This window comes from Pseudomonas idahonensis (assembly GCF_037903935.1).
GTDB lineage: Bacteria > Pseudomonadota > Gammaproteobacteria > Pseudomonadales > Pseudomonadaceae > Aquipseudomonas > Aquipseudomonas danubii.
The window spans coordinates 3325879-3343564 of sequence record NZ_CP149586.1; the positions used below are offsets into that span (position 1 = coordinate 3325879).

Below are 17686 nucleotides of genomic sequence, written 5' to 3' on the forward strand. Positions count from 1 at the left end.
CTCAGGGCTGCGGCCGCCATCTGCCAGGTTCTGCTACTCGCATCGACCCTGGAGCGCCCGGCATCCAGAATGAGCAGCCACAACGGATCAATGCGCTGTTGCTGGATTTTCCGCAGCGACGGTTCACCTGGAGAACCTGCCCGCCCCGTAGCAAGCGGGATGGGACCGGCGAAGGCGGGCGGTCAACCGAGCATTTCCCGCATCCGGTGCCAGAGCATGCCCAGGGCCAGCAACGGCGCGCGCAGGGCCGGGCCGCCCGGGAAGGTCATGTGGGGCACGGCGCTGAACACATCCAGGCCATGGCTGTGCCCGGCATGGATGGCTTCGGCCAGCAGCCGTGCAGTCCAGTGGGTGACATTCAGGCCATGACCGGAATAGCCCTGGGCGTAGTACACGTTAGGGTACTGGTGCAGCCGACCTACCTGGGGGAAGCGATTGGCGGTGATGCCGATCTTGCCGCCCCATTGGAAGTCGATGGCCACATCGTTCAATTGGGCAAATACCTTGAGCATCTTCGGCCGCATGTAGGCGCCGATGTCCGCAGGATCTCGTCCTGAATAGTGGCAGGCACCGCCGAACAGCAGGCGTCGATCCGCCGTCAGCCGGTAGTAGTCCAGGCCCACTTTCTGGTCGCACAGCGCCAGGTTCTGCGGGATCAACTGTGTCGCCAACTCCTCAGGCAATGGCTCGGTGGTGATGATGTAGCTGCCGGCGGGCAGCACCTTGCCGCTCAGGCGTGGCTCCAGTTCATCCAGGTGGGCGTTGCATCCGAGCACCAGGCTGGCGGCGCGCACGGTGCCTGTGGCGCAACGCACCTCGACGCGGTTGCCATGCACCAGCTCCAGCACCGGGCTCTGTTCGAAGATCCTTACCCCCAGGGACGCCGCGACCCGCGCTTCCCCCAGCACCAGCTTGAGTGGGTGCAAATGCCCCGAACCCATGTCCACCAGGCCCCCGGCATACACCGGGGAGTCCACCACCTGACGCATGTCCTGAGGCGCCACCAGGCGGGTAGGGTGGCGGTAGCCCAGGCTCGCCAGATGCTCCTGTTCTGCCTGGAACGCCGCGAACTGGGCCCGGGTATTGGCCAGCTCGCAGAAGCCCCAGCGCAGGTCGCAATCGATGCCGTGTTCGGCGATGCGCTGGCGCACCACCTCCACTGACTCGATCCCGGCATGCTCAAGGTATTTCACCCCCTCCTTGCCGACGTAGCGGGCAAAGCCGCTGACGTCGTGGCCAATGCCGCGAATCAGTTGGCCACCGTTGCGCCCACTGGCGCCCCAGCCAATGCGCCGGGCTTCAAGGAGAATCACCGACAGCCCGCGCTGGGCCAGTTCGATGGCGGTGTTGACCCCGGTGAAACCACCGCCGATGACACAGACGTCGGCGCTCAGGTCACCGTCCAGGGACGGGTAGCCAGGCAGGCTTCCGGCCGAGGCGGCGTAGTAGGAGCGGGCATGCTCGCTGGCGCTGCCCGAGTGTCTTGGCTGAATCATTTGTTGGACTTCACTTTGCTCCAGGAGCGGGTCATCAAGCGCATGATGGCCGGCGACTGGGTGGTGGAAATGTACAGTTTGTCGAGCACGTCCTGAGGCGGGTACACCTCGGGATTGTTCACCAGCTCGGCGTCCATGTACGGCTGGGAGGCCGGGTTGGGGTTGGCATAGCCGACATAGGCGCTGACCTTGGCGATCACTTGCGGGTCCAGCAGGTAATTGATGAAGGCGTGAGCCTCCTTGACGTTGCCGGCATCGGCGGGAATCGCCAGCAGGTCGAACCACAGGTTGCTGCCTTCCTTGGGAATGGCGTAGGCGATGTTGACCCCGTTCTTGGCTTCCTTGGCCCGGTTGGCGGCCTGGAACACATCCCCGGAGTAGCCGAAGGCGATGCAGATATCACCGTTGGCCAGGTCCGAGACGTACTTGGAGGAATGGAAGTAGGTGATGTACGGGCGCAGGGTCAGCAGCTTGGCCTCGGCTTTCTTGTAGTCCTCGGGATTTTCACTGCGCGGGTCCAGCCCCAGGTAGTTGAGCACCGCCGGAAATACCTCGTCCGACGAGTCCATCATCGACACCCCGCACTGCTGGAGCTTCTTCAGGTTCGCAGGCTCCAGCAGCACCGCCCAGGAGTCGATGCGCTCGATGCCCAGCACCTGCTTGACCTTGTCGACGTTGTAGCCGATGCCGTTGGTGCCCCACAGGTAGGGCACCGAGTACTGGTTGCCGGGGTCGTTCTGCTCCAGCAGCGCCAGCAGCTTGGGGTCCAGGTTCTTCCAGTTGGGCAACTGCGAGCGGTCCAGCTTGAGGAACGCGCCGGCCTTCACCTGGCGCGCCAGGAAATGGTTGGAGGGCACCACCACGTCGTAGCCGGTGCGCCCGGCCAGCAACTTGCCCTCCAGGGTTTCGTTGGAGTCGAACACGTCGTAGATCACCTTGACCCCGGTTTGCCCCTGGAAGTCGGCGAGGGTGGTCTGGCCGATGTAGTCGGTCCAGTTGTACACGCTGACACTGGGTTGTGCCTGGACGGCGGCGCTCATCAAGGCCGCCAGTGCTGCCGGGATCACTGCTTGCAAAAGACGCATATCGACACCTCTTCGGGTTGTTTTTATTGATTGCAGAAGGTGGGGAAATCAGACGCTGAGCAGCAGGAACTCGCGTTCCCAGGAGCTGATCACGCGCTTGAAGTTCTCGTGTTCGGCGCGCTTGACCGCCACATAGCCACGGACGAACTTGCGCCCCAGGTAGTGCTCGATGGTCGGGCAATCCTCCATGTGCGCCAGGGCGTCCTCGATGGTGATCGGCAGGCGCAGGTTGCGGCGTTCATAGGCCCGGCCTTCCACCGGGGCGCTGGGCTCGATGCCCTCGACCATGCCCAGGTAGCCGCACAGCAGGCTGGCGGCAATCGCCAGGTAAGGGTTGGCATCGGCGCCGGGCAGGCGGTTTTCCACGCGCATGGCGTCGGGGCTGGCGGTGGGCACCCGCAGGCCGACGGTACGGTTTTCCTCGCCCCATTCGACGTTCACCGGGGCCGAGGTGTCCGGCAAAAAGCGGCGGAACGAGTTGACGTTGGGGGCGAACATCGGCAGCACCTTGGGGATGTACTTCTGCAGGCCGCCGATGTGGTGCAGGAACAGCTGGCTCTTCTGCCCATGTTCGTCGACGAAGATCGGCTTGCCGGTGGCGATGTCCACCACGCTCTGGTGCAGGTGCATGGCGCTGCCGGGCTCATCGGCCACCGGCTTGGCCATGAAGGTGGCGGTGACGTTGTGCTTGAGCGCGGCCTCGCGCAGGGTGCGCTTGAACACGGTGATCTGGTCCGCCAGATCCAGGGCGTCGCCGTGGCGGAAGTTGATTTCCATCTGTGCCGGGCCGTCTTCGTGGATCAGCGTGTCCAGGTCCAGGCCCTGGGCTTCGCACCAGTCATAGACGTCTTCGAACAGCGGGTCGAACTCGTTGGCGGCATCGATGGAGAACGACTGGCGGCCGCTTTCCGCCCGTCCCGAACGGCCCAGGGGCGCCTTGAGCGGCAGGTCCGGGTCTTCGCAGCGCTGGGTCAGGTAGAACTCCATTTCCGGGGCGACGATCGGCTGCCAGCCCTTGTCGGTGTACAGCTGCAGCACTTTTTTCAGCACGTTGCGCGGCGACAGCTCGATGGGGTTGCCGAACTTGTCGAAGGTGTCGTGGATGACGATGGCCGTGGGCTCGATGGCCCAGGGCACCAGGTAGATCGATGACGAGTCGGGGCGGCAGATCATGTCGATGTCCGCCGGGTCCAGCAGTTCGTAGTACAGGTCGTCGTCGACAAAATCCCCGGTTACCGTTTGCAGCAGGACACTTTCCGGCAGGCGCATGCCGCGCTCATGCAGGAACTTGTTGGTGGGCGCGATCTTGCCGCGGGCAATGCCGGTCAGGTCGCTGACCACGCACTCTACTTCGGTAATCTTGTGATCTTTCAGCCAGGAGGAAAGCTGATCGAAAGGGGCGTTCATAAAGACCTCGATGATTGGTTTTGTCTGCACCGAGGTGAGCGGGAGTATCCCGGCAAGGCTTCCCCTGCGGCGCATTGGCGACTATCTTGGGCGAGCCTTGTTGTTCCATCTATCCACTTTAAGCAGCACCAAAGCGCACCAAAAGAGTGCGCAAGGTCCCCCGATGACAGCGTCCAATCCGCTTCAGGTCCAAGCCTTCAACACCTTCGATGTCGCCGATCAGATCCGTGCCACCCCGGGTTGGGTCCAGCACTACCAGCAGATGTCCCCCGGGCATTTCAACGGCCTGGTGCGCTACCTCGACCTGCAGGGCGTAGAGATCTACGAGGAGTGCATGAACACCCGGGTCGAGCAGAATTTCAGTGCCCCGCAAGGCGCCCTGGCGTTCTGTTTCGATCGCAGCGACAACGCCCTCTACCTGCTCAATGGCGAGAGCCGCAACATCTGGATCACCCCGGAGAACTACCAGGAAGTGGCAGTGGTGTTCGGCCCCGAATTCGTCCAGCGCCAGGGCCTGGGGGTGGAACGCCTGGAGGGTCTGTTCATGGCCCCGCTGACCAACCAGCAGAATGCCCTGTTCTGCCGCTGGCTGAGCGCCACCTTGACCCGCCTGTCCCAGACCCTCGACCCACCCAGCCGCGAAGCGCTGACCCAGCAACTGCTGGACGACTGCCTGTACATCCTCGACAACGCCTGCGTGCGCCTGGACCCGGGCAGCCTGCAACGGCGCAACGAGGAGCGGGGCATCATGCAGCGGGTGGCGCAATGGGCCGCCGACGTGCCCGAAGAAACCCTCAACCTGCTGGAGCTGTCCCAGGTGGCCGGGGTCTCCCTGCGCCAGCTGCAAAGTGCGTTCAAGGCCTTTACCGGCATGGCCCCCAGTCAATGGCTGCGCCTGCGCCGGCTCAACAGCGCACACCGGGAGTTGCTCAGCCGTGGTCCCGGCGAAACCACCGTGGCCGAGGTGGCGATGCACTGGTCGTTCTGGCACCTGGGACGCTTCTCCAGCAGCTATCGAGCGCTGTTCAAGGAGTTGCCCAGCCAGACTCTGAAACGCCATGGGCGTGCCTGACCCATAGCGAAGAAGCCCGCAAACCCTGCATCGCCCTCAACACTGTCTTCGCCGGCAAGCCGGCTGCTGCAAGGCGCTGGGCGGCCGATTCGCGAAAGCGCCGGCAGCGCTCTATTCTCGGTGTGGGCTGTCTTCCTGGGGGGCGCAATGCTTGAAACCATCGACCTGACCAACGCCGCCGCGGCCCTGGGGATCGGCATGCTGGTGGGCCTGGAGCGCGAGCGGCGCAAAGGGCAGGGGCCTCAGCGTGGCAGCGCCGGGTTGCGTACCTTCGCCATCACCGCGCTGTTGGGGTTCATCGGCCAGCGAGTCGGCGGCCCGCTGCTGCTGGCCTCGCTGGCCATTGCTGTGGCCGGGTTGGTGACGGTGGCCTATTGGCGCAACGAGCAAGAGGACCCGGGGGTCACCAGCGAAGTGGCGCTGCTGGCGGTGCTGATCCTCGGGGCCTTATGTGGCACGGACCCGGAGCTGGCGCTGGCCATCGCCGTTGTCATGACTGCCTTGCTGGCCTATCGACAGACACTCCATCACTTTGTGCGCAGTCAGTTGAGCGACCGGGAAATCGCCGATGGTCTGACCCTGCTGGTGGCGGCGCTGGTGATCCTGCCATTGGCGCCCGACCGGTTCATCGGTCCCTATGGCGCCTTCAACTTGCGCACCATAGGCACCCTGACCGTGCTGTTGATGGCGGTGGGCGCCTTGGGACATGTGGCGGTACGAGCCCTGGGCACCCATTACGGGTATGCCCTGAGCGCCGTAGCGTCGGGGTTCGTGTCCAGCACCTTGACCATCGTCTCCATGGGCCAGCGGGTCGCCAACGCGCCGCAGCAGGTCCGGACCCTCGGCGCGGCGGCGATTCTCTCTAACCTGGCCACAGTGGCGCAGATCGGCCTGATCCTGGCGACGGTCGATAGCGCGCTGCTGCAGGCCATGTGGCTGCCCCTGCTGCTGGGGGGCGCGAGCACGGCGCTGTATGCCGCCTGCCTGATGTTTCCCCGCACCGATCCCGGCAGCGTCGAACCGGTCAGCGACAAGGGCGCGTTCAATCCCAAGCTGGCCTTGATCGTGGCCCTGACCATGAGCGCCATCACCTTCGCGTCTTCCCTCATGCTCAACTACTTCGGGCAGTTGGGGGTGATGTTGACCGCGGTGATTAGCGGTTTTGCCGATGCCCATGCGTCCACGGCGTCCATTGCTTCGCTGGTCAAGTCCGGGCAATTGCCCGGCGCGGCCATCGGCAGCGTGGTGATGCTGGCCGTCAGCAGCAACGCACTCAGCAAGTGCGTGCTGGCAGCCATCAGTGGCGGACGCCGCTTTGCCCTCTACGTCGTTCCAGGGCAGGTGCTGTTGACCCTGGCGATGTGGGGCGGCGTCTGGCTGCAGTAACCAGGCCCTGGAAAAAAACGCGACGCCTGACAAAGATCAACTCGCCTCTGGCCAGAGCGCTCAGTCTTGAGTGCCCCTTGCGGTTTTTTTTCAAGCGCTTGAGCCGAGGTGAACCATGTCGCAAACACCACGTTTACTCTTGATCGCGCCCCAGCAGATGCAGCGCACCGCGGCTTTCGAGCGCACTGCGCAACTGGCCAAGGCCTTGCAACTGCCGGTGCACATGGTCGCCCTGGATCATCTTCAGGCGCTGACGCTGGCAGGGCTGTTCGACAGCGGCCAGGCCGAGCAATTGCAGGTGGCCTATCTGCAACAGCACCGGCAATGGCTGGAACAACAGGCGCAACCGATGCGCGAGCAGGGCCTGCAGGTGACGTGCGAGGCGCTGTGGGTCACCCAGCCGTATCAGGCGATCCAGCAGTTCGCCAATGAAATGCCCCTGGCCCTGATCATCAAGGATGCCCATGCCGAGTCGGCGATGCGGCGGATCTTCTATACCCCGCTGGACTGGCAACTCTTGCGCGACTGCACCTTGCCGGTGCATCTGGTGACCGAAGCCCGCCACCCGCGGCCGCGGCGGGTGCTGGCGATCATCGACGTGCTGCGCAGCGAAGTGCAGGACTTGCAGTTCAACGATCAGATCGTCGACGCGGCGGTAAAACTGGCCGAGCAGTGCGACGCCGAGCTGGACCTGCTGCATGTGTATGACTGGGTGGCGGTCTATGCCAAGGACACCGGCGCCGGCGCGCTGTCCTTGGCCAGTGGTTTGTATGAAGCCCTGGGCGCGGCGCAACACGAGGTTTATCGCGCGCTGGCGGAGCGCCACGGCGTGCCCCCGGAACGCAGTCACTTCATTGAAGGCATGCCGCTGCAGCAAATCTGCCGCTTCGCCGAGGAGCATCAGAGCGATGTGATTGTCATGGGCACCACCCAGCACCGTGGTGTGCACAAGCGCCTGGGCAGCACTGCCGAGCACCTGCTGTTGCAGGCACCCTGCAGTATCTGGGCGGTCAAGCCAGCGCGCGAACCCCAGCAGTGACATGGGGCCGGCCACGCCAGCGATGGGGCGGCGTGGCGGCTCGGGTCAGAGGAACAGGCGGTGCAGCACCTGATGGGCATCGTCGGGATCGGTACGGGTGGTGAAACCCAAGGCAGCGGCCAGCTCGCGCATCGGCTGGTTGTTGGCGCTGTCCACTGAATACATCTGCTGAAAACCATGCTGGCGGGCTGCGCGGATCAGGTGGGTCATCAGCAATGAGCCCAGGCCCAGGTGTTGCCATTCATCGGCGACAGTGACCGCGCATTCGCATTGATCGCCGGTGGCGGCGGCATAACGACTGACGCCGATTTCAATCAGCTTGCCGTTTTCATGCACCAGGGCTATGTACGCCAGGCGCTGCTTGCCATCGACGTCCATCAACTGGTTAAGCATGGCGGTATCGGGCTCCTTGATCTGGGCCAGAAAACGCATGTGCCGGGAATCGGCGGACAGCCGCTTGATGAAATCGTATTCGCGCTGCCGATCCTGCTCCGTCAGGGGCCTGATCAGCACGTGGCGGCCATCATCAAGGGCTTCGATCCAGTGCTGACCGGTCACGCAGCCATAGGCTGCGGCGGCCTGGTCATTGTGTTCTTTGATGCTGAACATGGGGGCGATCCTCTAGGGATGATCAAGCGTGGCCCGCGACCCCAGGCCGCGTGGTTCCTATCCTTTACGCCTGTTGCAGGGGGCAGGATCTGATCTGGATCAGACGCGGCTCAGGGGCTCGGATATTCACTGCCGACGCGGTGTTAACCCGCCGCTTTGTGATTTTTATCAAGCCGGCGGCGCGGGTGGCGAGCATCATCGAGGCATCGGCTGGGGGCGCCCTGGCCGTTGTTCAGTGCGCCGTCCGGGAGGTGCCCATGTCCACACTGCAACGCGTGCTATTGATTGCACCTACGGCCCTGTCCCGCAGCCCGGCATTTGATCGCGCAAGCGCGCTGGCCCGGGCCTTGGGCGCCAGTTTGCACATCGTCGCCTTTGACTTTGTCGAGGTGCTGGAGGTGGCGGGGCTGTTCGATCATCAAGCCATGGCCCAGGCCCGGGAAGGCTATCTGCAGGTGCATCGACATTGGCTGGAACAACAGGCCCGCTTCGAGCGGGCCCACGGTTTGCAGGTGAGCACCGAGGTGCTGTGGGCCAAGGCTCGCCTGCAGGAGATTCTCGACTATGTGAGCGACTACCACCCGGACCTGGTGGTCAAGGACGCCCAGCCGGTGCCAAGCCTCAGGCGCATCTTCTACCAGCCTCTGGACTGGTTGCTGCTGCGCGAGCTGCGCCAGCCATTGCACCTGGTGACGGACTGTCGGCACCCCTTGCCGTTGAAGGTATTGGCCGCCCTGGACCTGTCCCATCTGGAATACCTGACCCAGGGCCTGAATCAACGCATTCTCGAGATGTGCGCGACCCTGGCCAAACACTGCGGTGCCCGGGTGCACTTGCTGAATGTGGTGGATTGGGCCACTGAGAACGCCACCGGCCTGCCCATCTACAGTCCTGACACCAACACCAGCTTGCGCGATGCGGTGAATGATGCGCAGCAGGAAGCGTTCGAGACCCTGGCCGAGCGCTACGCCATTGCCCCTGAGCACTGTTATCGCCTGGAGGGTGTGCCGCATCAGGTCATCGCACGCTTTGCCGCCGACAACGATTTCGACCTGATGGTCCTCGGGCGTGTGCATCGCCGGGGCTTGCAACGCTTCATCGGCTCCAGCGCCGAGCAACTGCTGTATCACACACCTTGCAGCCTGATGCTGGTGGAGCCTCAGGAGTGAGATCGGGCTTGAGCCGTGGTCCTGCCCGGCAGCCAGGAGACGGAGTTGCAGCCTTGAGGGGCCGGGGACTATTCCCTGGCGGCGTTATGACAACCCGCCACCCGCTGTTTCAGGCCTTCCAGATCGAGGATCTGGACCTGCTTGCCATCGATGATCACCAAGCCCTGATCCCGCAGATGGGCGATGCACCGGCAAATGGTTTCCAGGCGCAGGCCCAGGTAGGAGCCGATCTCCTCGCGGCGCATGCGCAGGACAAAGGCCCGTGACGAATAGCCCCGCAGGCTCAGGCGTTGCGACAGATTGAGCAGAAAGGCCGCCAGACGCTCGTCGGCGTTCATGTTGCCCATCTGCAGCAACATGCTGTGATCACGCACGATCTCCCGGCTGAGGATCTTGTTCAGGTTGTGCTGCAGCGAAGGCAGGGCCTGGGACAGCTGTTCCAACTGGGCAAAGGGAATCGGGCACACCTCGCCATCTTCCAGGGCAAAGGCGCTGCAGGCGTGCAGGTTGCTGCTGATGGCATCCAGCCCAAGGATCTCCCCGGCCATCTGAAACCCGGTGACCTGTTCACGACCGTCCACCGACAGCACGCTGGTCTTGAAGAACCCCAGGCGCACCGCGTACAGCGAGCTCAAGGGATCGCCGGCGCGATACAGCGTGTGGCCTTTCTTCACCCTGACCCGTTGCAGGATCAAGGTGTCCAGGCGTTCTACCTCCTGGTGGCTGAGGCCCAGGGGCAAACACAATTCCAGAACGCTGCAACTTGAGCAGGCGGCTTTGAGGTACTGCACCTGGATAGGGCGTGTCTCGAATGGCGGCATGGGGGGCTCGCTGCAGTTGAGTCGGCTCAGGCCAGAGGAGGAGGGCGAGCCTGGTGATTGAATGTAGACCGATGCGGCCCGGGGAGCACGGTTAAACGGTTTTAACATTCGCCGGTGGCGCCTGACGCTGATCCGGAGCGAGCAAGAGAAGGGGGATGGCAATACGCCATAAAGCATTTAAAGTGAGCGCCCCCTCTCCCATGTTCAAGGATTGACGATGCGCAGGACTGGATTCTGGACCCGTTGCCAAACGACTTTGCTGACAAGCTGCCTGCTTAGCCTGCCATTGGCGGTACTAAGCCTTGAGACTCAGGCAGCGGAGCCTGATTTCATCACCCTGGTGATCGAGAACGAAGGCGACTATCCCATCACGTTTGAGCCGCCATTCCACGTCGATTCTTCGGATTTCGAGCGCAAATACCCGGTAAGCGTGCCCAAATACGCCACCGCCAAGGGCCTTGAGTCCGGTCCCGTGGTGATCGGCGCGCGCCAGCAGGGCATGCTGGTGATGGCCTTGAGCAAACCGATGTTCAACATCCTCGATATCTTCAGCAAGGACTGGGGTTTCAACCTCAAGTTCTGCCAGGAGCGTGGGGCCTGTGACGAAGCCAGGCTCAGCGGGACCATCAGCTCCACCACCAGCTTCAACTGGAACCAGTCGAGCAACTTCAGCCAAGCCCAAGTCAGCGACATGACCAACGACGAGCTGGAGGCCTATGCCAAGACCAAGGCCATGATCTCGGGCATTCTGACCACCCTGGGCAGCGTTCTCGGCCTGCCGATCGGTGCGGGCGGCATGATCGGTGGCCTGCCGGATGCGCAGAACTTCAAGGTGACCCTGAAGCAGCAATGCAATGCACGCTTCTCGATGAACCTGGAGCCCTCGCTGGCACAGAACGGCGATTTTCTCGTCGACTTGCGGGTCAACCGCGTGCTGCCCAGCGACATGACCAACTTCAACGGTTTTGTCATCGACGACAGCGCTGTGGTCGGCAAGGGGTTGCGCCTGGTGGAAAACAACTGCCGCGATGGCCGGCAAGCCCAGTGCCTGATCAGATTCAACGGCGGCACCGATATCAAGAACCTCAACACCACCGAGTTCTCCGTCACCGATCGCGCCGGTTGCATCGCCGGCGACAAGCTGGCCTATTCCCAGGGCGCGTTCATGCTCAGCAACAAGGTCGGCTTCCCAGTGCGCTACACCCTGTTCATCAAGGACCGCATGGTCGACAACGGCGAAGTCTGGCCCGACCAGAACAAGGACCTGCGCCAGTTGGTGGGCCAGGTCATGGCCACCGTCGGCGACCAGGAATGCCCGCAGGCCCAGGACCCCTGGATGGGTGGGCGGCGCATGGGTGTCTGCCCGTTGCGCCTGGAAGTCCAGGGTGACGGTGGCCCGGGGCTCAAGGGCAGTCTGCGTTGCAGCCTGTCCATGCGCCAGGGCACCGTGGGCGACCCCAATGCCGACTACATGAACCTCTACAGCCTGACCGGTTGCACCCCGGTCATGCCGGCGTCCATCAGTCCGGTGGCCGGTTTCTACCAGATGGACGTCAAGCGTCTGGTGCCCTTCAGTGGCATGCACAAAATGATTTCCATCGAGCTGATCAAGCCGCAGCAGTAAGGACGTAAGCAGATGTCAGCCACACAGGCTTTTACCGCCCCGGGCGGGCACGACGCGGCGCTGACCCGACGCGAGGACGACCTTCTGGACCGCTGGCCGGTGGCCAAGCTGGTCTACCGCATGATCACCGCGACGCCCTTGGGCTGGTCGGCGCGGATCGGCCTCTATGGTCAGTGGGGCAGCGGCAAGACCAGCGTGCTGAATTTTCTGCAGCAGATTGCTGAGAAGAACGACGATATTGTCATCCGGCTTCCCGCGTGGCGCACCACCGGGGAGCAGGAGTTCATCGTGCAGTTCTATCTGGCGCTGGCGGATACACTGCAACGTTCAGGTGTTGGCGAACCCTTCAAGCACTGGACCAAGCGTCAGTCGAAAAAGGTCGCCGAGATCCTTGAAAAAGCCGCCAATAAAACCGCTGACCTCAAACTGCCCGAGTCGGCCAGCTACAGCGAAATCGTAACCTTGGCCGCCGGCGCCGCAGGGCTGGTCTTCGAGAAACTGAGCGAAATACTGCAACTGGAAAAAAGCGACCTGGATGCCCTGCGCAAGCAACTGGGCGAAAGACGCATCATTGTCTTTGTCGACGACCTCGACCGTGCCGATCCACGGATGCTCCCGACGACCCTGTTGACGCTGCGGGAACTTCTGGACTGGCCGGGATTTGTCTTTGTCCTGGCCTTCGACAAGGACGTGGTGGGCAAGGCACTTCGCTCCTATTCCGAAGCCTTCGGCGAGTCGGCCCAGCACTTTCTGGACAAGATCATCGATGTACCGGTGACCCTGCCCGAGCCAAGCCCGAAGCAGGTGCAGCGAATGGTCGCCAGGAACCTGAAATACTGCTGCCCATTCCTGCCGGACACGGCCATCGCGCAGACCGCCGAGTGGTTTCCCACTAATCCGCGCCAGGCCAAACGCATCTGCCGCAGCTTGTCGGTGTTTGGCGCGGCGGCTGATCGACATGCCGAGGGGCAACTGGACTGGCGCGGAATCATCCTGCAGACCATCTTGCGTGAGACCGAACCCAAGGTGGCCCAGGTGGTTGAAGAGCACCTGCTGGGTTTCCACTCTGCCTTTAGTGCCAGCATGTTCGGCAATGCCAATACCAAGGAGCAGGAGCAGCACAAGCAAACAGTGCTCGACGCCGCACAATTTCCCCATGACGCACTCAAAAACAAGCGCCTGTTGAAGTTGCTCGAAGAGCTGGGCAATGCCAGAAGCAAACTGTCTCTGGAAAAAATTCACTATGAGATGAGCCTGGCGGTCCGCGAGGTGGAGTTCACCATTCCCGAGTTTTCCCAGTTGGTGAAATCCTGGGGGGAATACCCGAGCGCCCAGACCCTCAACGACTTCATTCGTGAGGCGGCCAGTCGTAGCGATGAAGGTGAGGTCGCAGTGGCCAATGCCATGCTCAACATGGCGAATTTTCAGTATGGCGAGCAGTTGGGCAGAGCCGGTTCCTTCTACTCACGGGAAGCGTTTGAGCGAGCGTTGCGCAGTGCCGGAGAGCTCCTGGGTTTGATCGAGTTCTGTTACTCGACCGATATTGCTGGGGCCATGTCCACTGCTCGCGGCGACTATGAAGTGTGCATCGGTTTTATCAGGAGCTTTTATCGAAACGGCTCCAAAGACGGTAGCGCACCTGAGAGGGCACTCCGTGAGCGCGAGCTGCGACTAGCGGCGATCATTGCCGCTCAGTGTGATGATCCGCAGCGCTTGTATCTGGATGCCGAGCCTGTTCAGGGCACGCTGCGTGTTCCTGCCTGGGAAGTCTCTCGTGTACATGAGCACTATGTGACGGCGTTACAGGAGGTACTCGCGCCTCGTTTGATACGCGCTGCCATCAATGTATTCGCCATACCCAATGGCGTCATGAATGCACTGATCCAGGATGATGCGCGGCTCAAGTGGGTACTGACTGAAGGGCGCTCCCCTCTGTATACGGAGGCCAGCAAAGAACTGGGATGCGCTGCCTTGAAGCAACTGATCGAGAATCCCCAGGACCTGGGCAGCAGGGAAATACTGGCGAAGAATGCCTTGTCCTATCTGGGTGCGTTTACTAGTCGCTGGGAGTCTGCTTCCACCAGTGCCGAGCAGGCCACGCCCTATCTGGAATATATCCGGTTGGCTTGGCAAGCCCTCTGCGAGCTGGAACCGAACATACAGACACGGGTATATCTGAAGAAACTGAAGCCGCAGCTTGAACAGCAGGTGGCGATCCCGGAGTTTCTGCAGACGCCCGCCTGGTGGAGTGGCGAACCCGATGACATCGAGTACGAACTGCAAAGTATTTGACTGCGCGCGGTCGCTGTTCTATGTCGCGAGACGTCATCGCCCCTGGTGTCGATGACTTGCCTGGTAGCTGTCTTGCTGCACTCACCCCGGCGGCAACAACCGCAATGGGTCCACGGGTACGCCATTGGCGCGGATCTCGAAGTACAACTGGGCGCGGTCGGTGTCCTGGGACCCGGCCTCGGCAATCTTCTGGCCCTTGATCACCATCTGGCCTTCCTTGACCACCAAGCGGCTGTTGTAGGCGTAGGTGCTGGTGTAGGAGGGGCCGTGCTGGAGGATCATCAGGTTGCCGTAACCGCGCATGTAGCCGGCGAATGCCACTTTGCCGCCCAGGGTGGCGTGGATGGGCTGGCCCTGAGTGGTTGCGATGCGGATGCCCTGGTTGAGCTTGCCGGTGGGGGAGAAACGGCCGATCAGCACCCCACGCAGCGGCCAGCTCCAGCCTTGCAGGGTGACTTTGGGCATCGGCGGGGCGGGCGGTGCGGCTTTGACCTTGCTCTTGCTGGCGGTGCTGCGCGACTTGCTGCTGACCACGCGGGTCGTCCTGGTCGCGCCGCCAACCCGCAGCACCTGACCGACTTCCACGGTGTAGGGCGCCTTGAGGCCGTTGAGCCGCGCCACTTCCTTCCAGTTGGTGCCATTGCGGCTGGCGATCGAATACAGCGTGTCGCCACGCTTGACCCGATATTCACCGGCCTTGAGCGGCCCAGTGCCACCAGGGCTGGAGGAATTGGAGCTGCAGGCCGATACCGCCAGCAGTAGTGCAATCAATAGAAGTCTTACCAACACACGGCAACCATTAAGTCCTGATAAAGCCCTGCAGCCCGAGCTGCCCGCGACGCGCCAGGCAAGCCGGTAACTATACCTGTTTGCGGCTTGAGAGGCGCGTTATAGACCGCAACATGCAGCGTTAAATTCAATGATTGTGTTGCTGGTTGAGCGCTGGGCCATCAAGCGTCAGGACTTATGACGCTGCAACGATCAGGCAGTGCTACGCCGATACACCGTCGCACTCCAATAGCGGCTGCCGGCGCGTTCTTGGCGACGCCAACCGGCGCCAGCCAGCTGTTTGCCAATCAGCCGATTCATCCAGCCATGGCCGAGCAACAGCACGGGGCCCTGCTGGGTCAGGGACTGAAGTTGCAGGGCGGCGGCTGCCGCCCGACTCCGGGTCGCAGTGGCGGTTTCGACGTGCCTGGAGTAACCGCAGCACCACAGGATTCGCAGAATGGCCGCCCAGGTAATAGGTGACAGGCGTGGTTGTCGCCAAGGTCCATAAGGCAGTTGCGCCTCGCAGAACAGTGGGTCCACCAAGGTCGGTTGCAGCCCCAGGGCCTGCACCGATGCCAGTGCTCGAGGAGCGCTGCTGGAGACAATCACGGCGGCGCTGGCGGCCAGTTGCAGACTGGATGGTGGGGCCGGGTGCGCAGTGATTGCCGAGCGATCGTAGTCCTGGATCCAGCCCTGCATGTCGAGTGCTGAAATCCTGCCGTTCGCTATGCCTTCGGGTTGACCGTGACGCATGAGGATGATGGTGCTGTTCAAGGTCTGGTTACGTCCTGCTTGGTGCGGTTCGAGGAATGGGCGGCCGGCGCCTGTCTGGGAAGCCAGCCATGGTCCTGATACCAGGCCAGGGTATCGCTGATGGTGCGTTCCAGGGACCGGAAGCTCAGGTCCAGTTCCTGTTCGCTCTTGCTCGGGTCGAAACGGCTGCGACCGGATTCCTGAAGCATTAGACGCACCGTGGCCAGGCTCAGCAACACCGGCTTGCCGGTCAAGCGGGCATAGAGTTCCTGCACCGCCGCCAAGGTATAGAGCAAAGGGACTGGCAACGGGCGCACTGGGGTCCTGACGCCGGCGACACGCCCCAGCAGCGGTACCAGTCCGGCCATGGTCATGTGCCGGCCCGCCGCCAGGTAGCGTTCGCCCCGGCGTCCCTGGCGCGCGGCGGCAATCTGCGCCAGTGCCACATCACGGGCGTCGACCACCGAGAAACTACCTGGAACCAGGCCGGGCAGGCGGCCAAGCACCACGTCGTTGAGCAATTGTCCGGAGGACGTCGGCCCGATGTCTCCGGGGCCCCACATCCAGCCGGGCAGAACCATGCAGGCATGCATCTGCGGATGGCTCTCGAGGAACGCCAGCACTGCTTGATCGGCGAGGATCTTGCTGCGGTAGTAGTCATCCGCATCGGCGGGGTCACGCAGGCACGTCTCGTCGATCAGTTGGCCGGGCTCGCCCTTGAGCACGGCAATCGACGAGGTGTGGATGAAGCGGCGGATACCGGCGCTGTAGGCCCGCTCCAGTAAGCGCTGGGTGCCCAGGACGTTGATCCTCTGCAGTTGTTGCCAGTGACTGCCACCCTTGTAGTTGTCGCGAAAGAACGCCGCGGTATGAAACAGCGTGTCGCAGCCATGCAGTGCAGCGGCGAACCAGTCGACATCGGCCATGTCGCCCACCACCAGTTCCAACCCTGGCAGCGAACCGAACTGCTGTTCACCCTTGGCTCTTGAACGTACCAGGGCCTTGACCTGGCAGCCTCGGGCCAGCAGTTGCCGGACCAGATTGTTGCCCAGCAGGCCGGTGGCCCCGGTGACAAAGGTGTAATGCATTTCAGGGCGATAGCCGGCATCGGCGTTCGCTTGGGTGCGGTGTTCGGGGGCAGTGCTCATACGGTCCGTTCCATGGGTTTGGAGGGCGCTAGATATACCTTGGCCAGCACCACGGAAAAACTGCGAGTCCTGCATAATGGCTTTGCGAATTTGCAAAGCGATCAGCAGGAGTAGGGCTTTGGAAGCGAATTGGGATGATCTGCGCCTGTTGCTGGCGGTCTGGCGGCGCGGCAGTTTTCTGCAGGCCGGCCAATTGCTGGGGGTGGCGGCCTCGACGGTGTCCCGTCGCTTGAGCCAATTGGAAACGGCCCTGGGCGAGCCACTGCTGCAAAGAGGTGTCGAGGGCTGTTGGCTGACGCCGCGGGGACAATCACTGGTGGAAGTCGCCCTGGCCGCAGAGGAAGGGCTGAGGCGCCAGAGCACTGTGGGCCTCACGCAGTCGCAGAGCGAACTGCGCGGCAGCATCCTGGTCAGTGCAGGCGAGGGCTTTGCCCCTTGGGTGCTGGAGGCAGCCCATCGGGTGACGTCGGTTCATCCAGGCTGCTCGGTGGAGCTGCAGGTAAGCGCCGAGTTTCACAAGCTGGCCCGCGGCGTGGCGGACATCGCGGTGCGCACTGCGCATCAGGGTGAGCCTTCGCTGATCTATCGCGCATTGGGCAAGCTTGAGTATGGCGTGTTCGCCAGTGCTGACTTGTTGCGCAGGTGCCCGGACATCACCCCGGCGACGGCCGCCACCATCGGCTTGCTTCCACCCCTGGACAACCTGCCGCAGATGCGCGCGGCCAGGGCCGCAGGCCTTGAGGGCCGGCAGATCAGGGTGAGTTCGTTCACGACTCAGGTCGAGGCGGTACGGCGCGGGATGGGGATTGCGGTTATGCCGCGGATTCTGGGGCGCGATCTGGTGGAGCTGTTTGCGTCGATGACGTTTCCAGCGATGGAGATCTATCTGGTGACCCGGCCTCAAGCCTTGAAGCAGGCGCATATCAAACACTGCTTCGAGGTTCTGGAGCAGGTATTGGGTGAGGCGCTGTCGACTGAACAAACCGGCGCAATCCCTTAGGACTGCGCCGGTGC

The 17686-nt window shown here is 62.7% G+C and carries 15 protein-coding genes; 7 read left to right on the forward strand and 8 right to left on the reverse strand.

Annotated features, from left to right (window positions below):
• Positions 1-182: 182 nt before the first annotated feature.
• The 3 genes from WIN67_RS15085 to WIN67_RS15095 are packed head-to-tail and all read right to left on the reverse strand — an operon-like array spanning position 183 to position 3988.
• A complete protein-coding gene (locus WIN67_RS15085; protein WP_273922570.1) occupies positions 183-1496 on the reverse strand; it encodes an NAD(P)/FAD-dependent oxidoreductase in 1314 nt (437 codons plus the stop codon).
• Positions 1493-2581, reverse strand: coding sequence for a polyamine ABC transporter substrate-binding protein (locus tag WIN67_RS15090; protein WP_265074839.1), 1089 nt, complete (start codon positions 2579-2581; stop codon positions 1493-1495). Before WIN67_RS15090 ends, WIN67_RS15085 begins: the two co-directional genes overlap by 4 nt.
• A gap of 48 nt (positions 2582-2629) precedes the next feature.
• On the reverse strand, positions 2630-3988 hold the full coding sequence (locus tag WIN67_RS15095) for a glutamine synthetase family protein (RefSeq protein WP_170002979.1): 1359 nt from the start codon (positions 3986-3988) through the stop codon (positions 2630-2632).
• A gap of 163 nt (positions 3989-4151) precedes the next feature.
• Between WIN67_RS15095 and WIN67_RS15100 the strand changes: the two genes are divergently transcribed.
• The 3 genes from WIN67_RS15100 (at position 4152) to WIN67_RS15110 (ending at position 7485) form a co-directional block, all read left to right on the forward strand.
• Positions 4152-5060 (forward strand): helix-turn-helix domain-containing protein, encoded by a 909-nt coding sequence (locus WIN67_RS15100; RefSeq protein ID WP_102879404.1) that lies wholly within the window; start codon positions 4152-4154, stop codon positions 5058-5060.
• A gap of 147 nt (positions 5061-5207) precedes the next feature.
• On the forward strand, positions 5208-6446 hold the full coding sequence (locus tag WIN67_RS15105) for an MgtC/SapB family protein (protein WP_265074840.1): 1239 nt from the start codon (positions 5208-5210) through the stop codon (positions 6444-6446).
• A gap of 115 nt (positions 6447-6561) precedes the next feature.
• Positions 6562-7485 (forward strand): universal stress protein, encoded by a 924-nt coding sequence (locus WIN67_RS15110; protein ID WP_268561366.1) that lies wholly within the window; start codon positions 6562-6564, stop codon positions 7483-7485.
• 45 nt (positions 7486-7530) lie between these two features.
• Here WIN67_RS15110 and WIN67_RS15115 read toward each other — a convergent pair whose 3' ends face one another.
• A complete protein-coding gene (locus WIN67_RS15115; protein ID WP_110651654.1) occupies positions 7531-8094 on the reverse strand; it encodes a GNAT family N-acetyltransferase in 564 nt (187 codons plus the stop codon).
• Between the two features lie 257 nt (positions 8095-8351).
• Between WIN67_RS15115 and WIN67_RS15120 the strand changes: the two genes are divergently transcribed.
• Positions 8352-9263, forward strand: coding sequence for a universal stress protein (locus WIN67_RS15120; protein WP_273905856.1), 912 nt, complete (start codon positions 8352-8354; stop codon positions 9261-9263).
• A 68-nt stretch (positions 9264-9331) separates the two neighbouring features.
• On the opposite strand, the gene fnr is transcribed toward WIN67_RS15120, so the two are convergent.
• The gene (gene fnr, locus WIN67_RS15125; RefSeq protein WP_170002991.1) at positions 9332-10084 is read right to left on the reverse strand and encodes a fumarate/nitrate reduction transcriptional regulator Fnr; all 753 of its coding nucleotides are present in this window, start codon (positions 10082-10084) and stop codon (positions 9332-9334) included.
• 217 nt (positions 10085-10301) lie between these two features.
• Between fnr and WIN67_RS15130 the strand changes: the two genes are divergently transcribed.
• Positions 10302-11708 carry a hypothetical protein gene (locus tag WIN67_RS15130; protein WP_339071614.1) on the forward strand — a complete coding sequence of 469 codons (1407 nt, stop codon included), beginning with the start codon at positions 10302-10304 and terminating at the stop codon, positions 11706-11708.
• 99 nt (positions 11709-11807) lie between these two features.
• Positions 11808-14000 carry a KAP family P-loop NTPase fold protein gene (locus WIN67_RS15135; RefSeq protein WP_339071616.1) on the forward strand — a complete coding sequence of 731 codons (2193 nt, stop codon included), beginning with the start codon at positions 11808-11810 and terminating at the stop codon, positions 13998-14000.
• 81 nt (positions 14001-14081) lie between these two features.
• Here WIN67_RS15135 and WIN67_RS15140 read toward each other — a convergent pair whose 3' ends face one another.
• The 3 genes from WIN67_RS15140 to WIN67_RS15150 form a co-directional block, all read right to left on the reverse strand.
• Complete coding sequence (locus WIN67_RS15140; protein WP_102879395.1) at positions 14082-14789, reverse strand: peptidoglycan DD-metalloendopeptidase family protein; 708 nt, start codon at positions 14787-14789, stop codon at positions 14082-14084.
• A 192-nt stretch (positions 14790-14981) separates the two neighbouring features.
• Positions 14982-15524: a histidine phosphatase family protein gene (locus tag WIN67_RS15145; RefSeq protein ID WP_181430805.1), complete on the reverse strand. Its 543-nt coding sequence runs from the start codon at positions 15522-15524 to the stop codon at positions 14982-14984.
• Between the two features lie 17 nt (positions 15525-15541).
• Positions 15542-16612, reverse strand: a complete 1071-nt coding sequence (locus WIN67_RS15150) for an SDR family oxidoreductase (protein ID WP_339071714.1) — start codon at positions 16610-16612, stop codon at positions 15542-15544.
• 136 nt (positions 16613-16748) lie between these two features.
• Between WIN67_RS15150 and WIN67_RS15155 the strand changes: the two genes are divergently transcribed.
• Positions 16749-17672: a LysR family transcriptional regulator gene (locus tag WIN67_RS15155; protein WP_306393307.1), complete on the forward strand. Its 924-nt coding sequence runs from the start codon at positions 16749-16751 to the stop codon at positions 17670-17672.
• Positions 17673-17686: the final 14 nt, after the last annotated feature.

Excerpts from the sequence above, each read along its gene's own strand:
- WIN67_RS15085 (WP_273922570.1), bottom strand. The coding sequence starts at position 1,496 with ATGATTCAGCCAAGACACTCGGGCAGCGCCAGCGAGCATGCCCGCTCC.
- WIN67_RS15090 (WP_265074839.1), bottom strand. The coding sequence starts at position 2,581 with ATGCGTCTTTTGCAAGCAGTGATCCCGGCAGCACTGGCGGCCTTGATG.
- WIN67_RS15095 (WP_170002979.1), bottom strand. The coding sequence starts at position 3,988 with ATGAACGCCCCTTTCGATCAGCTTTCCTCCTGGCTGAAAGATCACAAG.
- WIN67_RS15100 (WP_102879404.1), top strand. The coding sequence starts at position 4,152 with ATGACAGCGTCCAATCCGCTTCAGGTCCAAGCCTTCAACACCTTCGAT.
- WIN67_RS15105 (WP_265074840.1), top strand. The coding sequence starts at position 5,208 with ATGCTTGAAACCATCGACCTGACCAACGCCGCCGCGGCCCTGGGGATC.
- WIN67_RS15110 (WP_268561366.1), top strand. The coding sequence starts at position 6,562 with ATGTCGCAAACACCACGTTTACTCTTGATCGCGCCCCAGCAGATGCAG.
- WIN67_RS15115 (WP_110651654.1), bottom strand. The coding sequence starts at position 8,094 with ATGTTCAGCATCAAAGAACACAATGACCAGGCCGCCGCAGCCTATGGC.
- WIN67_RS15120 (WP_273905856.1), top strand. The coding sequence starts at position 8,352 with ATGTCCACACTGCAACGCGTGCTATTGATTGCACCTACGGCCCTGTCC.
- fnr (WP_170002991.1), bottom strand. The coding sequence starts at position 10,084 with ATGCCGCCATTCGAGACACGCCCTATCCAGGTGCAGTACCTCAAAGCC.
- WIN67_RS15130 (WP_339071614.1), top strand. The coding sequence starts at position 10,302 with ATGCGCAGGACTGGATTCTGGACCCGTTGCCAAACGACTTTGCTGACA.
- WIN67_RS15145 (WP_181430805.1), bottom strand. The coding sequence starts at position 15,524 with ATGCGTCACGGTCAACCCGAAGGCATAGCGAACGGCAGGATTTCAGCA.
- WIN67_RS15150 (WP_339071714.1), bottom strand. The coding sequence starts at position 16,612 with ATGCATTACACCTTTGTCACCGGGGCCACCGGCCTGCTGGGCAACAAT.
- WIN67_RS15155 (WP_306393307.1), top strand. The coding sequence starts at position 16,749 with ATGGCTTTGCGAATTTGCAAAGCGATCAGCAGGAGTAGGGCTTTGGAA.